General features: G+C 68.3%; 18 protein-coding genes. 9 read left to right on the forward strand and 9 right to left on the reverse strand.

What is annotated here, in order from left to right:
- Positions 1 to 23 precede the first annotated feature (23 nt).
- From HMPREF2914_RS29070 to HMPREF2914_RS29080, 3 genes are read right to left on the reverse strand one after another with little or no spacing between them, the layout of a single operon-like run.
- Positions 24 to 821: an FkbM family methyltransferase gene (locus tag HMPREF2914_RS29070; RefSeq protein ID WP_003112965.1), complete on the reverse strand. Its 798-nt coding sequence runs from the start codon at positions 819 to 821 to the stop codon at positions 24 to 26.
- A gap of 34 nt (positions 822 to 855) precedes the next feature.
- A complete protein-coding gene (locus HMPREF2914_RS29075) occupies positions 856 to 2,235 on the reverse strand; it encodes a GTPase/DUF3482 domain-containing protein (protein WP_023092298.1) in 1,380 nt (459 codons plus the stop codon).
- Positions 2,228 to 3,613, reverse strand: coding sequence for a DUF2868 domain-containing protein (locus HMPREF2914_RS29080; RefSeq protein WP_023092299.1), 1,386 nt, complete (start codon positions 3,611 to 3,613; stop codon positions 2,228 to 2,230). Before HMPREF2914_RS29080 ends, HMPREF2914_RS29075 begins: the two co-directional genes overlap by 8 nt.
- 191 nt (positions 3,614 to 3,804) lie before the next feature.
- On the opposite strand from HMPREF2914_RS29080, the gene HMPREF2914_RS29085 reads away from it, so the two are divergent.
- Entirely contained in the window at positions 3,805 to 4,167 is a 363-nt protein-coding gene (locus HMPREF2914_RS29085) for a hypothetical protein (protein ID WP_003084423.1), read from the forward strand.
- Between the two features lie 36 nt (positions 4,168 to 4,203).
- On the opposite strand, the gene HMPREF2914_RS29090 is transcribed toward HMPREF2914_RS29085, so the two are convergent.
- Positions 4,204 to 5,355 carry a glycerophosphodiester phosphodiesterase gene (locus HMPREF2914_RS29090; RefSeq protein WP_003110415.1) on the reverse strand — a complete coding sequence of 384 codons (1,152 nt, stop codon included), beginning with the start codon at positions 5,353 to 5,355 and terminating at the stop codon, positions 4,204 to 4,206.
- A gap of 209 nt (positions 5,356 to 5,564) precedes the next feature.
- Between HMPREF2914_RS29090 and HMPREF2914_RS29095 the strand changes: the two genes are divergently transcribed.
- The 3 genes from HMPREF2914_RS29095 to HMPREF2914_RS29105 all read left to right on the forward strand — a co-directional run bounded on the left by HMPREF2914_RS29095 (position 5,565) and on the right by HMPREF2914_RS29105 (position 8,273).
- Positions 5,565 to 6,659, forward strand: coding sequence for a hypothetical protein (locus HMPREF2914_RS29095; RefSeq protein ID WP_003128916.1), 1,095 nt, complete (start codon positions 5,565 to 5,567; stop codon positions 6,657 to 6,659).
- Positions 6,656 to 7,696, forward strand: a complete 1,041-nt coding sequence (locus HMPREF2914_RS29100; RefSeq protein ID WP_003110413.1) for a hypothetical protein — start codon at positions 6,656 to 6,658, stop codon at positions 7,694 to 7,696. Before HMPREF2914_RS29095 ends, HMPREF2914_RS29100 begins: the two co-directional genes overlap by 4 nt.
- Positions 7,697 to 7,766: 70 nt before the next feature.
- Positions 7,767 to 8,273, forward strand: a complete 507-nt coding sequence (locus tag HMPREF2914_RS29105) for a dihydrofolate reductase (protein ID WP_003084430.1) — start codon at positions 7,767 to 7,769, stop codon at positions 8,271 to 8,273.
- Between the two features lie 15 nt (positions 8,274 to 8,288).
- Here the strand turns inward: HMPREF2914_RS29105 and HMPREF2914_RS29110 are convergent, their stop codons facing one another.
- The 5 genes from HMPREF2914_RS29110 to pfpI form a co-directional block, all read right to left on the reverse strand.
- A complete protein-coding gene (locus HMPREF2914_RS29110) occupies positions 8,289 to 8,762 on the reverse strand; it encodes a metallophosphoesterase family protein (protein WP_003102894.1) in 474 nt (157 codons plus the stop codon).
- Positions 8,763 to 8,900: 138 nt separating this feature from the next.
- The gene (locus HMPREF2914_RS29115; protein WP_003084433.1) at positions 8,901 to 10,286 is read right to left on the reverse strand and encodes a nucleobase:cation symporter-2 family protein; all 1,386 of its coding nucleotides are present in this window, start codon (positions 10,284 to 10,286) and stop codon (positions 8,901 to 8,903) included.
- 229 nt (positions 10,287 to 10,515) lie between these two features.
- The gene (gene ilvD / locus HMPREF2914_RS29120; RefSeq protein ID WP_003084436.1) at positions 10,516 to 12,354 is read right to left on the reverse strand and encodes a dihydroxy-acid dehydratase; all 1,839 of its coding nucleotides are present in this window, start codon (positions 12,352 to 12,354) and stop codon (positions 10,516 to 10,518) included.
- A gap of 328 nt (positions 12,355 to 12,682) precedes the next feature.
- Entirely contained in the window at positions 12,683 to 13,879 is a 1,197-nt protein-coding gene (locus HMPREF2914_RS29125) for a class I SAM-dependent rRNA methyltransferase (protein ID WP_003084438.1), read from the reverse strand.
- Positions 13,880 to 13,951: 72 nt separating this feature from the next.
- Positions 13,952 to 14,491: a protease PfpI gene (gene pfpI / locus HMPREF2914_RS29130; RefSeq protein WP_003110411.1), complete on the reverse strand. Its 540-nt coding sequence runs from the start codon at positions 14,489 to 14,491 to the stop codon at positions 13,952 to 13,954.
- A 216-nt stretch (positions 14,492 to 14,707) separates the two neighbouring features.
- Between pfpI and HMPREF2914_RS29135 the strand changes: the two genes are divergently transcribed.
- From HMPREF2914_RS29135 to HMPREF2914_RS29155, 5 genes are all read left to right on the forward strand, one after another.
- Positions 14,708 to 15,532, forward strand: coding sequence for an HDOD domain-containing protein (locus HMPREF2914_RS29135; RefSeq protein WP_003128920.1), 825 nt, complete (start codon positions 14,708 to 14,710; stop codon positions 15,530 to 15,532).
- 58 nt (positions 15,533 to 15,590) lie between these two features.
- On the forward strand, positions 15,591 to 16,403 hold the full coding sequence (gene mutM, locus HMPREF2914_RS29140; RefSeq protein WP_003102876.1) for a bifunctional DNA-formamidopyrimidine glycosylase/DNA-(apurinic or apyrimidinic site) lyase: 813 nt from the start codon (positions 15,591 to 15,593) through the stop codon (positions 16,401 to 16,403).
- A 76-nt stretch (positions 16,404 to 16,479) separates the two neighbouring features.
- Entirely contained in the window at positions 16,480 to 17,058 is a 579-nt protein-coding gene (locus tag HMPREF2914_RS29145; RefSeq protein ID WP_003084450.1) for a lysophospholipid acyltransferase family protein, read from the forward strand.
- 82 nt (positions 17,059 to 17,140) lie between these two features.
- Positions 17,141 to 17,485, forward strand: coding sequence for a hypothetical protein (locus HMPREF2914_RS29150; RefSeq protein ID WP_003084452.1), 345 nt, complete (start codon positions 17,141 to 17,143; stop codon positions 17,483 to 17,485).
- 269 nt (positions 17,486 to 17,754) lie between these two features.
- A complete protein-coding gene (locus HMPREF2914_RS29155; RefSeq protein ID WP_023092300.1) occupies positions 17,755 to 18,741 on the forward strand; it encodes a tetratricopeptide repeat protein in 987 nt (328 codons plus the stop codon).
- Positions 18,742 to 18,748 lie beyond the last annotated feature (7 nt).

Consider the following 18,748-nt stretch of genomic DNA (forward strand, 5'->3'; position numbering starts at 1 on the left):
TTCGGCGGAGCCGTCGGCTCCGCTCAACCGAACAGGCGGCGGTACCAGGGAAGCGCGCGCCAGTCCCGCAAAGCCCGCTCCGCATCTTCTGCGCGTTGCAGCGCCTGCTCCAGGGCCTGCTCCAGCGGTGCGACCGGATGGCTCATGGCGTGGCCATGGCAGAGCTGGAAGTCGTCCAGCAGGTTCGGCGGTAGCGCGAAGGCGCCTTCCAGGCGGGCCTGTTCCTCCGCCAGGTAATAGCCGTTAAGGCCGTCGAAGTGGACGAAACGGTAGCCCGCGGCGAGCAGCGGCGCTTTCCATTCGGGGTCGTGGTCGAATGGGGTTTCCGCGAGGATCAGCCAGGGGCGCCAGCGGTTCAGGTCGAGGCCGCGGAGCACCGCGCCTTCCAGCCCTTCGACGTCGATCTTGAGGAAGTGGATCGGCCCTTCGACATGGGCCGCGCAGATCGCGTCCAGGGTGCTGACCTTCACTTCGCGCGGAGTGGCCGTGCAGCCCTCGGCCTGGCGCTGGCGGGCTAGCTCGGGGTCCAGGGTGGAGAGACCCGAGGCGGCCATCTCGTAGAGCGTGGCGCGGCCTTCGCGCTCGCCAATGGCGAGGTTCAGGTTGAGGTCTTCCGGCCGTTCCCGCTCCAGCTCGCGGTGCAGGTGGGGCAGCGGTTCGATGTTGATGCCGCGCCAGCCGCGCTCGTAGAACGCCAGGGTGACCGAGTCGATCCGCGGGTGGTTGGCGCCGACGTCGATGTAGAACCCCCTGGGGAAGAGTTTCAGGGCTCGCCAGAGTCGGACGTCTTCCAGGTTCTGCGCGTAGGAAACGAAGGGCATGGGCCTACCTCTTGGGCGATCGTCGCCCAGTCTGTCATTCCCCGCGTCCGCTCTCCAGCAATTCGGCCAGCGCGTCGATCTGTTCCTGGCGGTCGCTGCCGCCCACCCGCCTGCCGTTCAGCGACGACCACTCCGGATGCGCGCGCGCCTTGCGCAGTGCTTCCGGCAGCTTGCCTTCGCGCCACTGCTTGTCCTCCGGGGTCTCCAGGCGGATCGCCTCGATCGCCGCGTGGCCGCGCGTTTGCAGGGCTGCCAGGAGCTGCCGTTGGCGCAGCGCGAGCAAGCGCAGCACGGCGTCGTTGACGGTCAGCTCGCGGGCGCCCTTGAGCTTGCTGAGCAGGCGCGAACCGTAGTGGCCGACGGTCTGCCAGGCGCCGCCAGCGAGAGCGCCGAGGGCGGCGGCGGCGCCAAGGGTGACGCCGCCCACCAGCAGGTCGATGCCGGCGCCGGCCGCGGCACCGGCCGCAACCCCGCCGCCGAGGCGGATACCGAGTTGGCGCAGGGTCTCCGGATTGAACAGATCGTCGCCCCAGCGGCCGTCGAGCAGCGGCAGGTCGGCGGCGCGGGCGTCGTCCCTGGCGAAGGCGTAGAGCCGCAGCAACGCTTCCACGCAGGCCTGCTCGCGCTTGCGCACCTGCTGGTGCAGGTCGCGGGTGGCTTCCTGCACGGCGCTTTCGCCGCCGGGCACCAGGCGCCGACAGGCGGCGACGTCGACCAGCAATTCGGCGATCAGCCGTTGCCCGGCGCGCAGGCGCGCGGCGGCCTGGGTCTCATGGTCGGCGATCAGCCGGTCGAGTTGCGGCCGGGCGCGCTCCAGCAGCAGCGCCAGGCTCTCGTAGAGGCGCCGTTCGCCGTCCAGCGGCGGCGCCACGCTGTCGAAACGCACCAGGGCGTGTAGGCCCAGGCGAGCGAGGGCGGTGCGCCACTCCTCCTCGCGATGCTGCGGGCTGGCGACGAAGTTCAGCACCGGCAGCAGCGGCCGGCCGCAGCCGGCAAGCACCGCCAGTTCGTCGCGATACTTGGCCAGCACCGGTTCGCGGGCGTCGATCACGTAGAGCCCGGCATCGGAGGCGAGCAACTGGCGGACCACCTTGGCTTCCTGTTCGAAACGCCCGCGCGCTTCGTTGCTGTCCAGCAACCGCGCCATGCGTTCCGGGCCATCGAGACGCTCGCCGGGGCGCTCCAGGGCGTCCAGGTAGTCGAGCAGGGCGATGGCGTCTTCCAGGCCGGGCGTGTCGTAGAGTTCCAGCAGCGCTTCGCCGTCCACCGACAGCCTGGCGCCCTCGACGTGGCGGGTGGTGCTGGGGCGATGGGAGACTTCGCCGAATCCGCGGTCGCGGGTCAGGGTGCGCAGCAGCGAGGTCTTGCCGGTATTGGTGTGGCCGACCACGGCCAGGATCAGCGGCTCAGTCATGGCCGGTCTCCAGCCAGGCCAGCGGCGAGGTCTCGCCGTGCGGCAGTTGCAGGCGCTCCAGGGCGGTGTGCCAGTCGCCCAGGCGGTCGCTGTCGAGCGCTTCGCCGGGCGGAGCCTGGAGCAGCCAGATGCGGGTGCTGGCGGCGCAGCGGGCGAGTTCGCCGAGCAGCGCCAGGGTGCCGCGGTCCGGCGAGCGACGCGGGTCGCAGGCGATGGCCAGGCGCGCCGGCGGGTAGCGGGTCAGTTGATCGAGCAGGCGATGGCGCTGCTGGCCGTCGTCGAGGATGCCGGCGTCGGCGACGCCTTCGGCGAGCTTCGGCGGCCAGGGCCGGCGATCGTCCAGCTCCACCGCCACCAGCACCGCTCCGGCGGCTTCCTGGCCGGACTGGCCGCCCTGCGGCTCCGGTAGCCAGTCCGGCGCCGCGTCGCTGACGCCGAGGCGTTCGCTGGCCGGCATCAAGCGTTCGCGCAGCAGGCTGTAGCCTGGGTCGTCGAGGTCCAGGTCGAGGTCGGCCAGGCCGCGTTTCCAGCGCCACAGGCAGAACAGACCGAGCAGCGCGCGCGGCAGGACCCCATAGACCAGCAGTACGCCTACCAGCCAGCCGGCCCAGGCGTGCCGCGCGGCTTCGCTGGCCAGGGCGGCGTCGCCGCTGGCGCGGATCAGTTCGGCGTCCGGCAACGGGAAGCCAAGCAACGCCGGCAGGGCGCCGAGCGCCTGGGTGAGGGCGATGAAGGTATCGCTGCCGAGAATGGTGGTTTCCCAGACGAAACCGTAGCGGCGGGTCGCCAGTAGGCCGAGGAGCATGGCCAGCGCCGTCAGCAGGCCGAGCAGCCAGAGCCCGTGGACCAGCGCGCCGAGGCCCCAGCGCGCCAGCCGGCGCCGGCCGAGCAGGACCAATAGCGCCGGCGCCAGGTGCGCGGCGCGGGCATCGCGCGCCAGCTTGCCGCTGAGCCACAGCCAGAGCCGGCCGAGCGCGCCCGCGGCCTCGCCGCCGGCGAGCAGGCCGAGGGCCCAGCCGAGCAGGGTCAGCAGGTGCAGGCCGAGGAGGCTGGCCAGCGCCCAGAACACGTTGACCGGGCGCTGGCCATCGCCGAGCGCGGCGAAGGCCAGTCCGGCGCCGCTGGCCAGGGCCAGCACCAGCAGCAGGGCCAGCGCCAGCCGCGAACCCTGGCGCCAGGTCCGCTGGGCGTCCAGCAGGCCCTCGCGGCGGCCCAGCCAGTGGGCGCGGGTGAGAATACGGCGCGGCAGGGAACCGCCCTGGGCCAGCGCCTGGCGAAGCGCCTCGCTGTCTTCCAGCGGACCGGCCTGCTCCTCGCGCAGGCGAACGGCCTCGGTCAGCCAGAGGGCGTCGAGGCCGGGATGCGTCGTGTGACTCAAGTCACCTCCTGTGTCGATTTCCCTGCCGAGCGTGAATCGTGCCCGGCCAACGGCGTCTGATCAGCGCCAAACATAGCAAAAAGCGCCCCGGCGGCTCATGCTGGCTTGCCAGCCGGCTGGCGGCGGGGTGTGGGATTTTGACTGGCGCCGTGGCGAAAGCGTTCGGCGCCGGTAGCGAGAGGAACACTGAGATGAAGGTAGTACGCCGATACCCCCTGGCGCTGTTGCTGGGGATGGCGGGCGCGCTGGCCGACGAGTTGCCCGATGGCTCCTTGCTGCAACGCTATGGCGTGCAGGCCGACCAGTTGCCGACCCTGGCGGCGGATCCGCCGTCGCGCAAGGAGGAGAAGGAAACGCCGTCGCGCTTCCGGGTGGAGCCGGAGCAGCCCTTGGTGACCTTTGGCGTCAAGGACCACAAGGGCGTGGAACCCACCGGCAACCCGTCGATCGACGCCATGCACGAGCGCGATCGGCGGATCTGCCGGAACATCAGGCGGCAGGCGCTGGAGAAGGGCAAGGCACAGCCCTTCGACGGCTACATCGAGTGTCCATGAGGCCGGCGCCCGCGTACGAGCGCCGGTCGGGCTGCGTCAGCGCTGCTCGCGCAGGCGCACGGCGACGTCCGGCTGGTCGCTGAACAGGCCGTCGATGCCGGCGTCGAGGTAGGCCCTGATCTCGCCGGCCAGGTCGCCGCGCGACTGCGGGTTGCCGTCGGCGCTGCGGAACTCCGCCGGAAGGAAGCTGTTTTCCGCGCGGAAGGTGTAGGGATGCACCTTCAGCCCGGCGGCGTGGGCGTCGCCGACGAAGCGGGTCGGCTGGCCGAGGTTGCCGTTGGCATCGCGAGGAATCACGTAGCTCTTGTCCGGACCGACCCCGTAGGCGTAGCGCGCCACCTGGCGCAGGCCCTTGGCGGTGGCCATCTCGGCGTAGGTCAGGCTGCCGCCGCTGGCCTGCTGGTCGTAGGGCTGGCCGCTGCCGTAGAGCTGGACCAGGCGGATGCCGGTGAGGCGCTTGAGTTCCTTCAGGTTGTTCACCTCGAAGGACTGGATGAATACCGGCGCGCGCGGACCGAGGTAGCCGTTGCGGTGCAGGGTCTTCACCAGCGGGCGTTCCATGGCCAGGCCGAGGCGCTGGAAGTGGGTGCCGTGCTTGATCTCGGGGTACAGGCCGATGGTGCGTTGCTGGCTGATTTGCAAGCTTTTCACCAGGTCGATGATCTCCTGCAGGGTGGGGATCTCGAAGGTGCCGTCCAGGCGCGCATTGCCCGGGCGGATCGTGGGGATGCGCTCGATGGCGCGCAGCGTCTTCAGTTCGGCGAGGGTGAAGTCTTCGCTGAACCAGCCGGTGAGTTCCACTCCGTCGACTTTCTGCGTGCGCTTGCGGTCGGCGAATTCCGGATGCTGGGCGACATCGGTGGTCAGGCCCAGCTCGTTGTCGTGGCGGGCGACCAGCTTGCCGTCGCGGGTCATCACCAGGTCCGGCTCGACGTAGTCGGCGCCCATCATCACCGCCAGGGCGTAGGCGCCCAGGGTGTGTTCCGGTACGTAACCGCTGGCGCCACGGTGGGCGATGACCAGCGGCGAGCGTTCGTGGCCGGCCGGGTGGCGAACGGAGGCCTGGCCCTGGGCCCAGTCGATGGCGCGTTGTACGTTACCGGTGTCGGCGTGGGCGGCGCTGGCCAGGCCAGCGGCGAGCATCAGGCAGGCGGCGCCGAGGTGGCGGCGCAGGAAGGCTGGTTGCATGACGGGTCCTCGTCGGCGGTTCGGGAGTGTTCCAGTCCAGCAGAGTGACGCAGCCAGGTGATACTTCTTTGCCCGTTTCGCGACATTCCCGTGACAATCGCCCCCAGCGTGACGACGTCGGCGTTTTCCCGGCCAATCCAACGAAAGGGGCGGACGGCCGGGGCAGGGTATAGGGTGACGGCGCTCGCATAACAATAAGAGGATCGGTGATGGCTTCCGCGCAACCTGCCTCCGCGTTTCCCTGCCTGTCGTTGCAACTGGCCTGCCTGTTGCTGGGCGCCTGGCTGGCCTTCGATGCCCACGGTGGCGGCCAGGCCGTGGCGCCGCCGGCCCGTGTCGAAGCGCGTGTGCCGACGGCCGCTACCGATGACTGGGGGCGCCAGCCGGACAGCCTGATGAGCGCCGTGCCGCCGCGTACGCTGGAGGCGAGCGTCGGCGCCCGCGGCTCGGGATCGGCGAGTTCGCGACTGTGGATCGCCGATACCGACTTCCGCCTGCACGACGACATCGGTTTCTTCATCCAGCGCATGCTGATCCGCATGGAACCGACTCGTCCCGGCGCGCCCTTGTCGCTCGACGATCCGACGGCGATGGTGGCGCGGATCCAGGCCGGCGAGATATTCGTCAGCGACGCCACCCTGGCGACCCTGCTCAACCAGGACCTCGCCGCGTCCCGCGCGGCCGTGCGCAACCTCAGGATGAACACCCGCAAGGACGGCCAGGAAGTGCGTGGCGAGTTGTTGCGCAAGGGGCGCTGGCGGCCGCTGCGGATGCTCACCGAGATCGAGCTGAGCGGTCCGCTGGAGGTGACCCTGGTACCCCGGCGGATCTTCGTCGACGGGGTCGAGGTCACTTCGTCGCTGGCGGCGGCCTCGATCGAGATGTCCGAGGTGCTGAAGCTGAAGACCCGGCACATGGAGCTGGTCGGCAACCGCATCCGCGTCGACCTCGACGGTTTGTTCCCGCCGCCGCGCCTGGACTTCCGCGTCAGTCGCCTGGCCCTGGCGGACGGCGGCATGCAACTCGCCCTCGGCGACTCCCTGGCCGACCTGCAATGGCCGGCATTACGGGCGCCGGACAGCTACATGTTCATCGAGGGCGGCGATATCAAGATGGCGCGCACCGTGCTGGTCAAGGCCTACGCCTTGTTCACCAGCCTCAGCCCGGGGCAGCCGCTGCTGTTCAATCTCTACGACTACCGGCGGCAACTGCAGAACGGCGTGATCCGCCTGCGCGAGGACGGCATGGTGCAGATCGCCGTGTCGCCGGTGAAGGCGCCGGCGCCGCTGGAGGCACGGCTGTGAGCCGGCGTCCGTGGGGCGTGCTGCTTGGCTGTTGCCTGTTGGCGGCCAGCGCGGCCCAGGCCGAAAGCGCCATCGACCGGCAGCAGCGCGAACTGGCCCTGCTGCGCGAGGGCTGGTACCGGCAGGTCCCGCCGGCGCCGGTGCCGCTGCCCATGCGTACGGCCGGGCCGGCGGATTCCGGCCAGGATGGCGTCGGCATACTGCTGCGCAACGTGGACATGTATCTGCGCGGCAACATCGGTTTCCACGTGCCCGAGGTGAAGGGCTGGCTGGTGCCGAACCGGGTCGGCCAGCCGGTGGACTTCGACCGCCCGCAGGACATGCATTTCCAGGTGATGGAGGGCGAGGTGCTGCTCAGCCCGCGGCAACTGGCCAACCTGTTCAACGAGCACATCCTCGCCTACGACGGGACCATGTTGAAGGACTTCCGCATGAGCAGTGCGGCGGGACGCCTGGAGGTGGAGGGACGGGTGCGTCCGCTCGGCGTAGGGCCCTGGCTGCCGCTGCGGCTGGGCGGCGGCGTGGAGGTGGACGCGGCCAGCGGCGCGCTGGTCTATCGGCCCGACCAGTTGAAGGTGATCGGTCTGCCGCTGTACGGGGCGATGAGCCTGGTCGGCCTGCCGATGTCGGCGCTGGTCAGCCTCGATCGGCCGGGGGCGAGCCTGGTGGGCAGCGCCATGCGCCTGGACTACCGCAAGGTCTTCCCGCTGCTGGGCATCGACGGCCACGTGCAGGAGGCCTGGCTCGACGACCAGGGGCTGCACCTGCGTTTCTCCCAGGCGCCCGGCCAGCCGTCGCCGGTGTTCAGCCCGCCGGCCGCGGCGGGTCCATCCTTCCTCTGGCTCCAGTCCGGCGACCTGAAGATCTTCGAAATCCTCATCACCTACGCCCAGGTGCTGCTGAAGACCGAGACCCCGGACCAGGTGCTGACCTTCAACCTGCAGGACTACCGCAAGGTGCTGGCGACCGGCACCACCCAGGTCAACGAGGATGGCACCTTCTTCATGCAGGTGCCGCCGTATGCCAATCCCTTGTAGGCCGGGCCTGGAGTCCGCCGGCGCGAGTGTTTATCCTCGCGCCTTTGTCCTTCCACGATGAGGTAACCCCATGGCACGACCGCTGGCGATGATCGCCGCCCTTGGCGAGAACCGCGCGATCGGCATCGACAACCGCCTGCCCTGGCGCCTGCCGGCCGACCTCAAGCATTTCAAGGCGATGACCCTCGGCAAGCCGGTGATCATGGGGCGCAAGACCTGGGACTCGCTGGGTCGGCCGCTGCCGGGCCGGCTCAACCTGGTGGTCAGCCGCCAGGCCGGCCTGGCACTGGAGGGTGCGGAAGTGTTCGCCAGCCTGGACGCCGCGCTGGCGCGCGCCGAGGCGTGGGCGCAGGCGGAGGACGCCGACGAACTGATGCTGATCGGCGGCGCCCAGCTCTATGCCGAGGCCTTGCCGCGCGCCGCGCGCCTCTACCTGACCCGGGTGGGCCTGGCGCCGGAAGGCGACGCCTTTTTCCCCGAGATCGATGGCGCGGCCTGGCGCCTGGCGTCGAGCATCGAACACGCCGCGGCTGACGATGCGCCTGCCTACGCCTTCGAGGTATGGGAGCGCCGCTGACGGTTCCAGGCGGGGTCAGAGGGTGATCAGCTCCGCCTCGATCTTCTTCCCCGCCACTTCCAGCACGCCGATCCCGATCGGCAAGCTGAAGCGCCGAGGCCCGGCGCTGCCCGGGTTGAGGTAGAGCACGCCGTCGCGCTCTTCCTTCAGCGGCTTGTGCGAATGTCCGGCGACCACCACGTCGATGCCTTCGGCGGCCGGGTCGAGGTCGAGTCGCTTGAGGTCGTGCAGTACGTAGAGGGTCAGCCGGCCGATCTTCAGCAGCAGGCGCTCGGGGATGTCCGCCGCCCAGTCCTGGGTGTCGTTGTTGCCGCGCACCACCGAGAGCGGCGCCAGGCGTTCCAGCTCGGCGAGGATTTCCGGCTTGCCGATGTCGCCGGCATGGATCAACTGGTCGCAGCCGCGCAACCGTTCCAGCGCCTCGGGCCGAAGCAGGCCATGGGTGTCGGCGATCAGGCCGATGCGCAACGGGCGGCGGGACTGGGGCATGGGCGCGGGTCCGGGTTGCGGGACGGAAGAGGGTGGCCGACGGGCATGGCCATGCCGTCGATCATACCCAACCATTGGCCGGGTACGAAAACCCTTCGGCGAAAACCGCGACGCCACCCGGAGGTGGCGCCGCGCCTATCAGTGTGCGGCCTTCTGGACCGGGCTTTCCGGCAGGAACCAGTTCAGTAGCAGGGCGCAGATGCCGCCGGTGGCGACCCCGGATTCCAGCACGTTGCGCAGCGCCGCGGGCATGTGCGCGAGGAACTCCGGCACCTGCGAAACGCCCAGGCCGAGGGCCAGGGACACGGCGATGATCAGCAGGGCGCGGCGGTCCAGCTGGATGCCGGCGAGGATGTTGATGCCCGAAGCGGCCACCGCGCCGAACATCACCATCGCCGCGCCGCCCAGTACCGGTTCCGGCACCGCCTGGATGACCCCGGCGACGCTCGGGAACAGGCCGAGCAGGACCAGCATGGCGGCGATCCACAGGCCGACGTAGCGGCTGGCCACGCCGGTGAGCTGGATCACCCCGTTGTTCTGGGCGAACACCGAGCTGGGGAAGGTATTGAAGATACCGGCGAGGAACGAGTTGGCGCCGTTGACCAGCACGCCGCCCTTGATCCGCTGCATCCACAGCGGGCCTTCCACCGGTTGCTTCGACACCTTGCTGGTGGCGGTGACGTCGCCGATGGCTTCCAGGGAAGTGACCAGGTAGATCACCAGCATCGGGATGAACAGCGGCCAGGAGAAGTCCAGGCCGAAGTGCAGCGGGGTCGGTACCTGGAACAGCTCGGCCTGGTGCATGCCGGTGAAGTCCAGGCGGCCGAGGTAGCCGGCCAGCGCGTAGCCGACGGCCAGGGCGATGACGATGGCGCAACTGCGCATCCATACCACCGGGATGCGGTTGAGCACCACGATGATGCCCAGCACCACGCCGGACAGCAGCAGGTTCTCGCCGTTGGCGAAGGTGCCGTTGGACATCGCCGAGAAGCCGCCGCCCATGCTGATCAGGCCGACCTTGATCAGGGTCAGGCCGATCATCAGCACGACGATGCCGGTCACCAGCGGGGTGATCAGCCGCTTGACGAACGGCAGTATGCGCGAGATGCCCATCTCGACGAAGGAGCCGGCGATGACCACGCCGAAGATCGCCGCCATCACGCTTTCCACCGGCGTGCCCTGCTTGACCATCAGCGCCCCGCCGGCGATCAGCGGGCCGACGAAGTTGAAGCTGGTGCCCTGGACGATCAACAGTCCGGCGCCGAACGGGCCGAAGCGTTTGCACTGGACGAAGGTGGCGATGCCGGAGATCACCAGCGACATCGACACGATCAGATTGGTGTCGCGCGGCGATACGCCCAGCGCCTGGCAGATCAGCAGGCCGGGGGTAACGATCGGCACGATGATCGCCAGCAGGTGCTGGAGGGCGGCGAGCAGGGCGATGGGAGCGCTGGGACGGTCGTCCAGGCCATAGACCAGGTCGTTGCGGGCGCTGGCGTCCGACGGGCTTTGCAGGGAACTCATGGTGGCGGTCCGGGGAAAAAGAGCGCGATTTTACTGGGCGAACGCGGTCTCGCCCAGGCCTGGCTGCGCCGCATGTCGGCGGATAACGCCGGTGGCGTATGCGCCCTACGGTTGGAGCGTGGGTGAGCGGTAGGGCGAATGACCGCTTGCGGTTATCCGCCATTCGGCGTGCGCACGCGCGAATGAAAAAGCCCGGCGCGGGACCGGGCTTTTTTCGTCGCGGGACGATTCAGCCGTCCAGCAGCGCCTTGTTGCGTACCGCGCCCTTGTCGGCGCTGGTGGCGAGCAGGGCGTAGGCCTTGAGCGCGGTGCTGACGCGGCGGGCACGCGGCGCGGCCGGCTTCCAGCCCTTCTTGTCCTGTTCGGCGCGGCGTGCGGCGAGTTCTTCGTCGCTGACCAGCAGGTTGATCGAGCGATTGGGAATGTCGATCAGCACCTTGTCGCCGTCCTGCACCAGGCCGATGGCGCCGCCGGCGGCGGCTTCCGGGGAGGCGTGGCCGATGGACAGGCCCGAGGTGCCGCCGGAGAAGCGTCCGTCGGTGAGCAGGGCGCACTGCTTGCCCAGGCCCTTGGACTTCAGGTAGCTGGTCGGATAGAGCATTTCCTGCATGCCCGGCCCGCCCTTCGGTCCTTCGTAGCGGATGATCACGATGTCGCCGGCCTTCACCTCGTCGCCGAGGATGCCTTTCACCGCGGCGTCCTGGCTTTCGAAGATCTTCGCGCTGCCTTCGAACACGTGGATCGACTCGTCGACCCCGGCGGTCTTCACCACGCAGCCGTCGAGAGCGATGTTGCCGTAGAGCACGGCCAGCCCGCCTTCCTTGGAATAGGCATGCTCGACGCTGCGGATGCAGCCCTCGGCGCGGTCGTCGTCCAGGCTCGGCCAGCGGGTGTTCTGGCTGAACGCGGTCTGGGTCGGGATGCCCGCCGGACCGGCCTTGAAGAAGGTGTGCACGGCTTCGTCGCGGGTCTGGGTGATGTCCCACTGGGCGATGGCGTCGGCCATGCTCGGGCTGTGCACGGTGGGGACGTCGGTGTGCAGCAGGCCACCGCGGGCCAGTTCGCCGAGGATGGAGAAGATGCCGCCGGCGCGATGCACGTCTTCCATGTGGTACTTCTGGATGTTCGGCGCCACCTTGCACAGTTGCGGCACCTTGCGCGACAGGCGGTCGATGTCGCGCAGGTCGAACGGCACCTCCGCCTCCTGGGCGGCGGCCAGCAGGTGCAGGATGGTATTGGTCGAGCCGCCCATGGCGATGTCCAGGGTCATGGCGTTCTCGAAGGCCTTGAAGTTGGCGATGTTGCGCGGCAGCACGCTGTCGTCGCCTTCGCCGTAATAGCGCTGGCAGAGTTCCACGGCCAGGCGCCCGGCGCGCAGGAACAATTGCTCGCGGTCGGCGTGGGTGGCCAGGGTCGAGCCGTTGCCCGGCAGCGACAGGCCGAGCGCCTCGGTCAGGCAGTTCATCGAGTTGGCGGTGAACATGCCGGAGCAGGAGCCGCAGGTCGGGCAGGCGCTGCGCTCGTACTCGGCGACCTTCTCGTCGGAGCAGGAGTCGTCGGCGGCCACCACCATGGCATCGACCAGGTCCAGGCCGTGGCTGGCCAGCTTGGTCTTGCCGGCTTCCATCGGCCCGCCGGAGACGAACACTACCGGGATGTTCAGGCGCAGCGCGGCCATCAGCATGCCGGGGGTGATCTTGTCGCAGTTGGAGATGCAGACGATGGCGTCGGCGCAGTGGGCGTTGACCATGTATTCCACGGAGTCGGCGATGATCTCCCGGCTCGGCAGCGAATAGAGCATGCCGTCGTGGCCCATGGCGATGCCGTCGTCGACGGCGATGGTGTTGAATTCCTTGGCCACGCCGCCGGCCTTCTCGATCTCGCGGGCGACCAGTTGGCCGAGGTCCTTCAGGTGCACGTGGCCGGGCACGAACTGGGTGAAGGAGTTGGCGATGGCGATGATCGGCTTCTTGAAGTCTTCGTCCTTCATCCCGGTGGCGCGCCAGAGGGCGCGGGCGCCGGCCATGTTGCGGCCGTGGGTGGAGGTTTTCGAGCGGTAATCGGGCATGACGATTTCCTGCGGCTAATCAGGTTCGGGTTATGACTGTATCGTGAGCGTCGAAGGAACCGGATGCAAACGGGGAATAGCCGAGTGTACGGAGTTGGCCGGGGTCTGAATGGGGTCACCATTGGCGACGGCCTGGGCTCACTGCCCGCCGGGGGATGATTGGCGAGGAATGCCCGGATTCTAAGCCCAGAGCGGGCGAATGGGGAAGGCTGGCGGTCGGCGGAGCGGCGCGTCGCGACCAGGGTTGGCCTCTTGCGCCGCCCGTCGCGCCGCGAGAGGCGGTGGCCGTAGGGCGGATGAACGCAGGCGCTCATCCGCCGGGACGGGCTCAGCCGTTGGGCAGCAGCCGGCAGGTCAGGCTCTTGATGTAGCGGGTTTCCGCGATCGCCAGGTGCACCGGATGGTCGGGGCCCTGGCCGCCGCGCTCGAGCAGCTGGATGTTGCGGTCGAGATGGCGGGCGCTGCCGATCAGGATGTTCTGCAGGTCGTCCTCGGGCAGGTGCATCGAGCAGGAGGCGCTGACCAGGATGCCGTCCTTGCTCAGCAGGCGCATGGCCTGTTCGTTGAGACGGCGGTAGGCGGCCTCGCCGTTCTTCAGGTCCTTCTTGCGCTTGATGAAGGCCGGCGGGTCGGCGATCACCACGTCGAAGCGTTCGTCGGCGGCCTTCAGCTCGCGCAGGGCCTCGAACACGTCGCCCTCGACGCAGGCGACCTTCTCCGCCACGCCGTTCAGCGCCGCGTTGCGCTCGACGCCGTCGAGGGCGAAGGCGGACGCGTCCACGCACATCACTTCGCTGGCGCCGAAGGCGGCGGCCTGGATGCCCCAGCCACCGATATAGCTGAATAGGTCGAGGACCCGCTTGCCCTGCACGTAGGGCGCCAGGCGCGCGCGGTTCATGCGGTGGTCGTAGAACCAGCCGGTCTTCTGCCCGGCCAGCACCGGCGCCTCGAACTTCACGCCGTTCTCTTCCAGCGCGACCCACTCCGGCACTTCGCCGTAGGCGTTGGCCACGTAGCGCTCCAGGCCCTCGGCGTCGCGCGCGCTGGAGTCGTTCTTCCAGAGCACGGCGGCGGGCTTGAGCACCTGCAGCAGGGCAGCGAGCACCTCGTCCTTGCGCAGTTCCATGGCCGCGGACGCCAGTTGCACCACCAGCACGTCGCCGAAGCGATCGACCACCAGGCCGGGCAGCAGGTCGGAATCGCCGTAGACCAGCCGGTAGAACGGCTTGTCGAAAAGCCGCTCGCGCAGGCTGAGGGCGATGTTGATGCGATGAACCAGCAGTGATTTGTCGAGAACGTGCTTGGTATCACGGGAAATGAGGCGGCCGCAGATGAGGTTGTTCGGGCTCAGCGCGACGATGCCCAGCGGCTTGCCGTTGGCCATTTCCAGCACCGCCTGGTCGCCGGCGGCGAAGGCGTTCAGCGGCGTCGCGGCGACATCCACCTCGTTGCTGTAGACCCACAGGTGGCCGGCGCGCAGGCGGCGCTCGGCGTTGGCTTTGAGACGCAAGCTGGGCAGGGTCATGGGAAAGGCTCCGGCAAAAGAGCGCGATTATAGCGCAGCGACGGGATTCGCCGCTGCGCGAACGCGGGCCGTTCAGCCGGCGAGGATTTCGATGAATCGACGGTTGAAGGCCGGGATGTCTTCGGGTTTGCGGCTGCTCACCAGCTTTCCGTCCACCGCTACCTCCTGGTCCACCCAGTGGCCGCCGGCGTTGTTGATGTCGTCCTTGAGCGACGGCCAACTGGTCAGGGTACGACCCTGCACCAGGCCGGCGGAGATCAGCAGCCAGGCGCCGTGGCAGATCACCGCCACCGGCTTGCTCGCCTGTTCGGCGCGGATCGCCAGTTCCTGGGCCTTGGCCAGGCTGCGGATCTGGTCGGAATTGATCACCCCGCCGGGCAGCAGCAGGGCGTCGTAGTCGTCCAGGCTGGCGTCTTCGAAGGTGCCGTCGACGCGGAAGGCGTCGGCTGGCTGGTGATGGTTCCAGCCGCGCACCTCGCCGGCCTTGTCGGAAAGAATCCTTACCGTGGCGCCGGCGTCTTCCAGGGCTTTTTTCGGACCGGTCAGTTCGACCTGTTCGAAACCGTCGGTCACCAGGGCGGCGACGACCTTGCCGTGCAGGGATTGGGTCATGGCGTGTCTCCCGATATCGGATGGGGGTATTCATTCCGACCCTGGCGGCTGCGGGAAAAGTTCCATGCCCGTTGCCTGGCGCCGCTTTTCCGGCAGAAGCCCGCCCCATGGCGGGGTTCTCCGGGTAAACTGCGCACACCGTCAACTTTCGCCCCCGCCCTCATGGTCCAAGAACTCACCGCCGAGCAGATCCGCCAGGCCCTGCAAGGCATCAGCGTGCCGCCGCAACCCCAGATCATGGTCGACCTGCAGATGGAGCAGGTCATGCCCAATCCGGACCTGAAGAACATCGCCAGGCTGATCAGCCAGGACCCGGGCCTTTCCGGCGCCCTCCTGAAACTGGTGAACTCGCCGTTCTTCGGCCTGGCCAACCGCATCACTTCGATCCAGCGCGCGGTGAACCTGCTGGGCAGTCGTTCGGTGATCAACCTGATCAACGCCCAGTCGATCAAGGGCGAGATGAGCGACGACACCATCGTCACCCTCAACCGTTTCTGGGACACCGCCCAGGACGTGGCCATGAGCTGCCTGAGCCTGGCCAAGCGGGTCGGCTACGAGTCGGTGGACGAAGCCTACGCCCTCGGCCTGTTCCACAACTGCGGCATTCCGCTGATGCTCAAGCGCTTCCCGCACTATATGGCGGTGCTGGAGGAGGCCTATGCCGCCGCCAGCGACGAGCGCCGGGTGGTGGACACCGAGAACCGCGTGCTGAACACCAACCATGCGGTGGTCGGCTACTACACCGCGCGTTCCTGGCGCCTGCCGGAGCACGTCTGCGAGGCGATCGCCAACCACCACAACGCGCTGTCGATCTTCGGCGACGAGTCGGCCCGCGACACCCAGCTGAAGAACCTGCTGGCGATCCTGAAGATGGCCGAGCACATCTGCGGCTCGCACCGGATTCTCGGCAACCAGCCGGAAGACCACGAGTGGAACAGCATCGGCGCGCTGGTGCTGGACTACGTCGGGCTCACCGACTACGACTTCGAGAACCTCAAGGGCTCGATTCTCGAGCTGGGCGTCGGTCAGGGCAGCTACTGACTGGCCGCGCCGCGGCGCTTCCTGCTAAGGTGCCGCGGTCAACCGGATTGCTGCCGCCATGCCCGAACTACCCGAAGTCGAAACCACCCGCCGAGGCATCGCCCCCTACCTCGAAGGCCAGCGCGTCGAGCGCGTGATCGTGCGCGAGCGGCGCCTGCGCTGGCCGATCCCCGAAGACCTGGACGTGCGCCTGTCCGGACAACGCATCGTCAGCGTCGAGCGCCGCGCCAAGTACCTGCTGCTGGGCGCCGAGGCCGGTACGCTGATCAGCCACCTGGGCATGTCCGGCAGCCTGAGGCTGGTGGAGAGCGGCACCCCGGCCAGTCGCCACGAGCACGTCGACATCGAGCTGGCCTCGGGCATGGCCCTGCGCTACACCGATCCGCGGCGCTTCGGCGCCATGCTCTGGAGCCTGGCGCCACTGGAACACGAGCTGCTGCGCAACCTCGGCCCGGAACCGCTGACCGACGCTTTCGCCGGCCAGCGTCTGTTCGAGCTGTCGCGCGGGCGGAGCATGGCGGTCAAGCCGTTCATCATGGACAACGCGGTGGTGGTCGGGGTCGGCAACATCTACGCCAGCGAAGCGCTGTTCGCCGCCGGCATCGATCCGCGCAAGCCCGCCGGGAGCATCTCCAAGGCGCGCTACCTGCGCCTGGCGGAGGAGATCAAGCGGATCCTGGCGATCGCCATCGAGCGCGGCGGCACCACCCTGCGCGATTTCGTCGGCGGCGACGGCCAGCCCGGTTACTTCCAGCAGGAATTGTTCGTCTATGGCCGTGGCGGGGAGTTCTGCAAGGTCTGCGGCAGCACCCTGCGCGAGATCCGCCTAGGCCAGCGCGCCAGCGTGTACTGCCCGCGCTGCCAACGCTGAAGCGCCGCGCCGCGCATACTCTACCGCCACAAGAAGGGCCGCCACGGTGAGCGGCCTGCCATAAGAAAGGTGCACGATGTCCGGCAATTACCTGCCTCGCAACACCCTGGTCGAGTCGCTCGGCCATGCCATGCTGAAACTCTCCGGCTGGAAGATCGAGGGCCAATTGCCCGCGCTCGACAAGTTCGTGGTGATCGGCGCCCACCACACCTCGAACTGGGACTTCGTGGCCTTCCTTGCCGCCAAGTTCGTCCTGCGCCTGAACGCCCGCTGGTTCGGCAAGCACACCCTGTTCAACGGCCCGCTGGGCGGCCTGATGCGGCGCTGGGGCGGTATCCCGATCCAGCGCCACCTGAAGCTGAATACCGTGGACCAGGCGATCCAGGCCTTCCGCGAGCACCGTGAGTTCATGCTGATCATCGCTCCGGAAGGCACGCGCAAGAAGGTCGACCGCTGGCGCATGGGCTTCTACCACATCGCCCGTGGCGCCGGCGTGCCGGTGGTGCCGGCGGCGCTGGACTACGAGAACCGGCGGATCGTCATCGGCGAACCCTTCTGGCCGACCGGCAACGAGGACGCCGACCTGTGCAGCCTGATTGGCTTCTACCGGCCGTTCATCCCGAAAAAGCCGCACTACGCATTCCTCGGCGATTGAAGGCGGTCACGCTGGCACTACCCGCAGCGCTGTTATAGTTAGGCGATATCTGCCCAACCAAAAACCAGAAAGGACCGCCTCCATGAACCTGTTTCGCACCACCGCGCTCGTGCTGGCGCTGACCACCGGGCTCTCGTCCATGCCCGCGCTGGCGGATGCCGTGCAGGAAAACGCCAGCGGCGACCCGATGTACACCGTCGAAGCGCCCCCCGCGTACGCCATGATCGGCGATCTGCTCATCGCCCGTCCCTTCCTGATCGCCGCCACGGCCGTCGGGGCGGTGGCCTTCGTGGTCAGCCTGCCGTTCACCGCGGCCAGCGGCAGCGTCGGCAAGGCCGGCCAGGCGCTGGTGGTCGATCCGGGCAAGGAAGCCTTCGTCCGTTGCCTGGGCTGCACCACCAGCGGCTATAACCACGACGAAAGCTGAGTCTCCAACGGAATGAAAAAAAGCCGGTCATCGACCGGCTTTTTGTTTTCTCGATGCATTGCAGGGGGCACGGAGATTGGGCTAAGTCTTTTCTTCCGCCACGGCAGGCGGCAGCTATAGCGCCGCATCGGCCGATGACAGATGCTCCGCACGGATCGTTCGCGGCACTTGATCGGATTCTCCGATGGTGACAGTGTCCTGCTGACCAGCAAGGTCACAAGGTCGACCAGGGGTGGCCGACCGGCTCAACCAAGATAAGGATTTCGCGTATGTTCAGTCAGTGGGTGTTCCTGTCCGTCCTTGCTCTTGCCGTACCCTCGTTCGCCTGGGCGGAGGATGCGGCGTCCGACCTCGGCACGGAGCAGTCCAAGGCCGAGCAGGGTGACAAGCGCGGCGATGAACTGTTCGCCGAATTCACCCGCCTCCGCCAGGCCGCCGAGACGGGGGAGCCGCAGGCGCTGTTCGATTTCGGCGCCTACTTCTACCAGCAACAGAACTACGCCAGCGCGCGCGAATGGTGGGGCAAGGCGGCCGCTGCGGGGATGGTCCGCGCGCAGATCCAACTGGCCATGCTCTATCGCGATGGTGACGGCGGGCCACAGGACAAGACCGAGGCGGCACGCTGGTTCCGGAAGGCCGCGGAGCAGGGCGATGCCGCCGCCCAGAATGAAATGGGCGTTCTCTACTGGAGAGGCGAAGGGGTCGACCAGGACCGGGTGAAGGCCGGGACCTGGTTCGAACGTGCGGCGGCCAGCGGTAGCGAAGACGCCGAAACCAATCTGGGATGGTTCTACCTGGACGACTCGCAAGGCGTCTATTCCGCCACTTCAGACGAGGAAGCCGCCCTGCTGGACCGTTATGCCGGCAGCCGGGAAAAGGCCTTCCAGTGGTTCTGCAAGGCTGCGACCCAGGGAGATGCCCGTGCCCAGTTCAAGGTGGGCGAGGCCTACTGGAACGGTTCCGGTGCCGGGATGAACAAGCTGCAAGCACGGCTCTGGCTGGAAAAGGCCGCACAGCAGCAGGATGCGGATGCCATCGCCTGGCTGGAGAGCGCCGCGAACGCAGCCTGGTACACCCGTTTGGAAAACTGGATTCACGCTGCGCTGGATGGAGAGCTGTCCGGCGTCGCCGACTGCTCCGGTGTCGCCGATCGCCGGCACTCCGGCCGAGGCATGGAGGGCGCCTCGTCTGAACCGGAGGCGGTGGAAGCCAGTGCGGAGGATGCGCAACAGGCGGCTGAAGCGGCGAGCCAGTGAGGCCCGC

It is taken from the genome of Pseudomonas sp. HMSC067G02, assembly GCF_001813485.1.
GTDB classification, from domain to species: domain Bacteria; phylum Pseudomonadota; class Gammaproteobacteria; order Pseudomonadales; family Pseudomonadaceae; genus Pseudomonas; species Pseudomonas aeruginosa.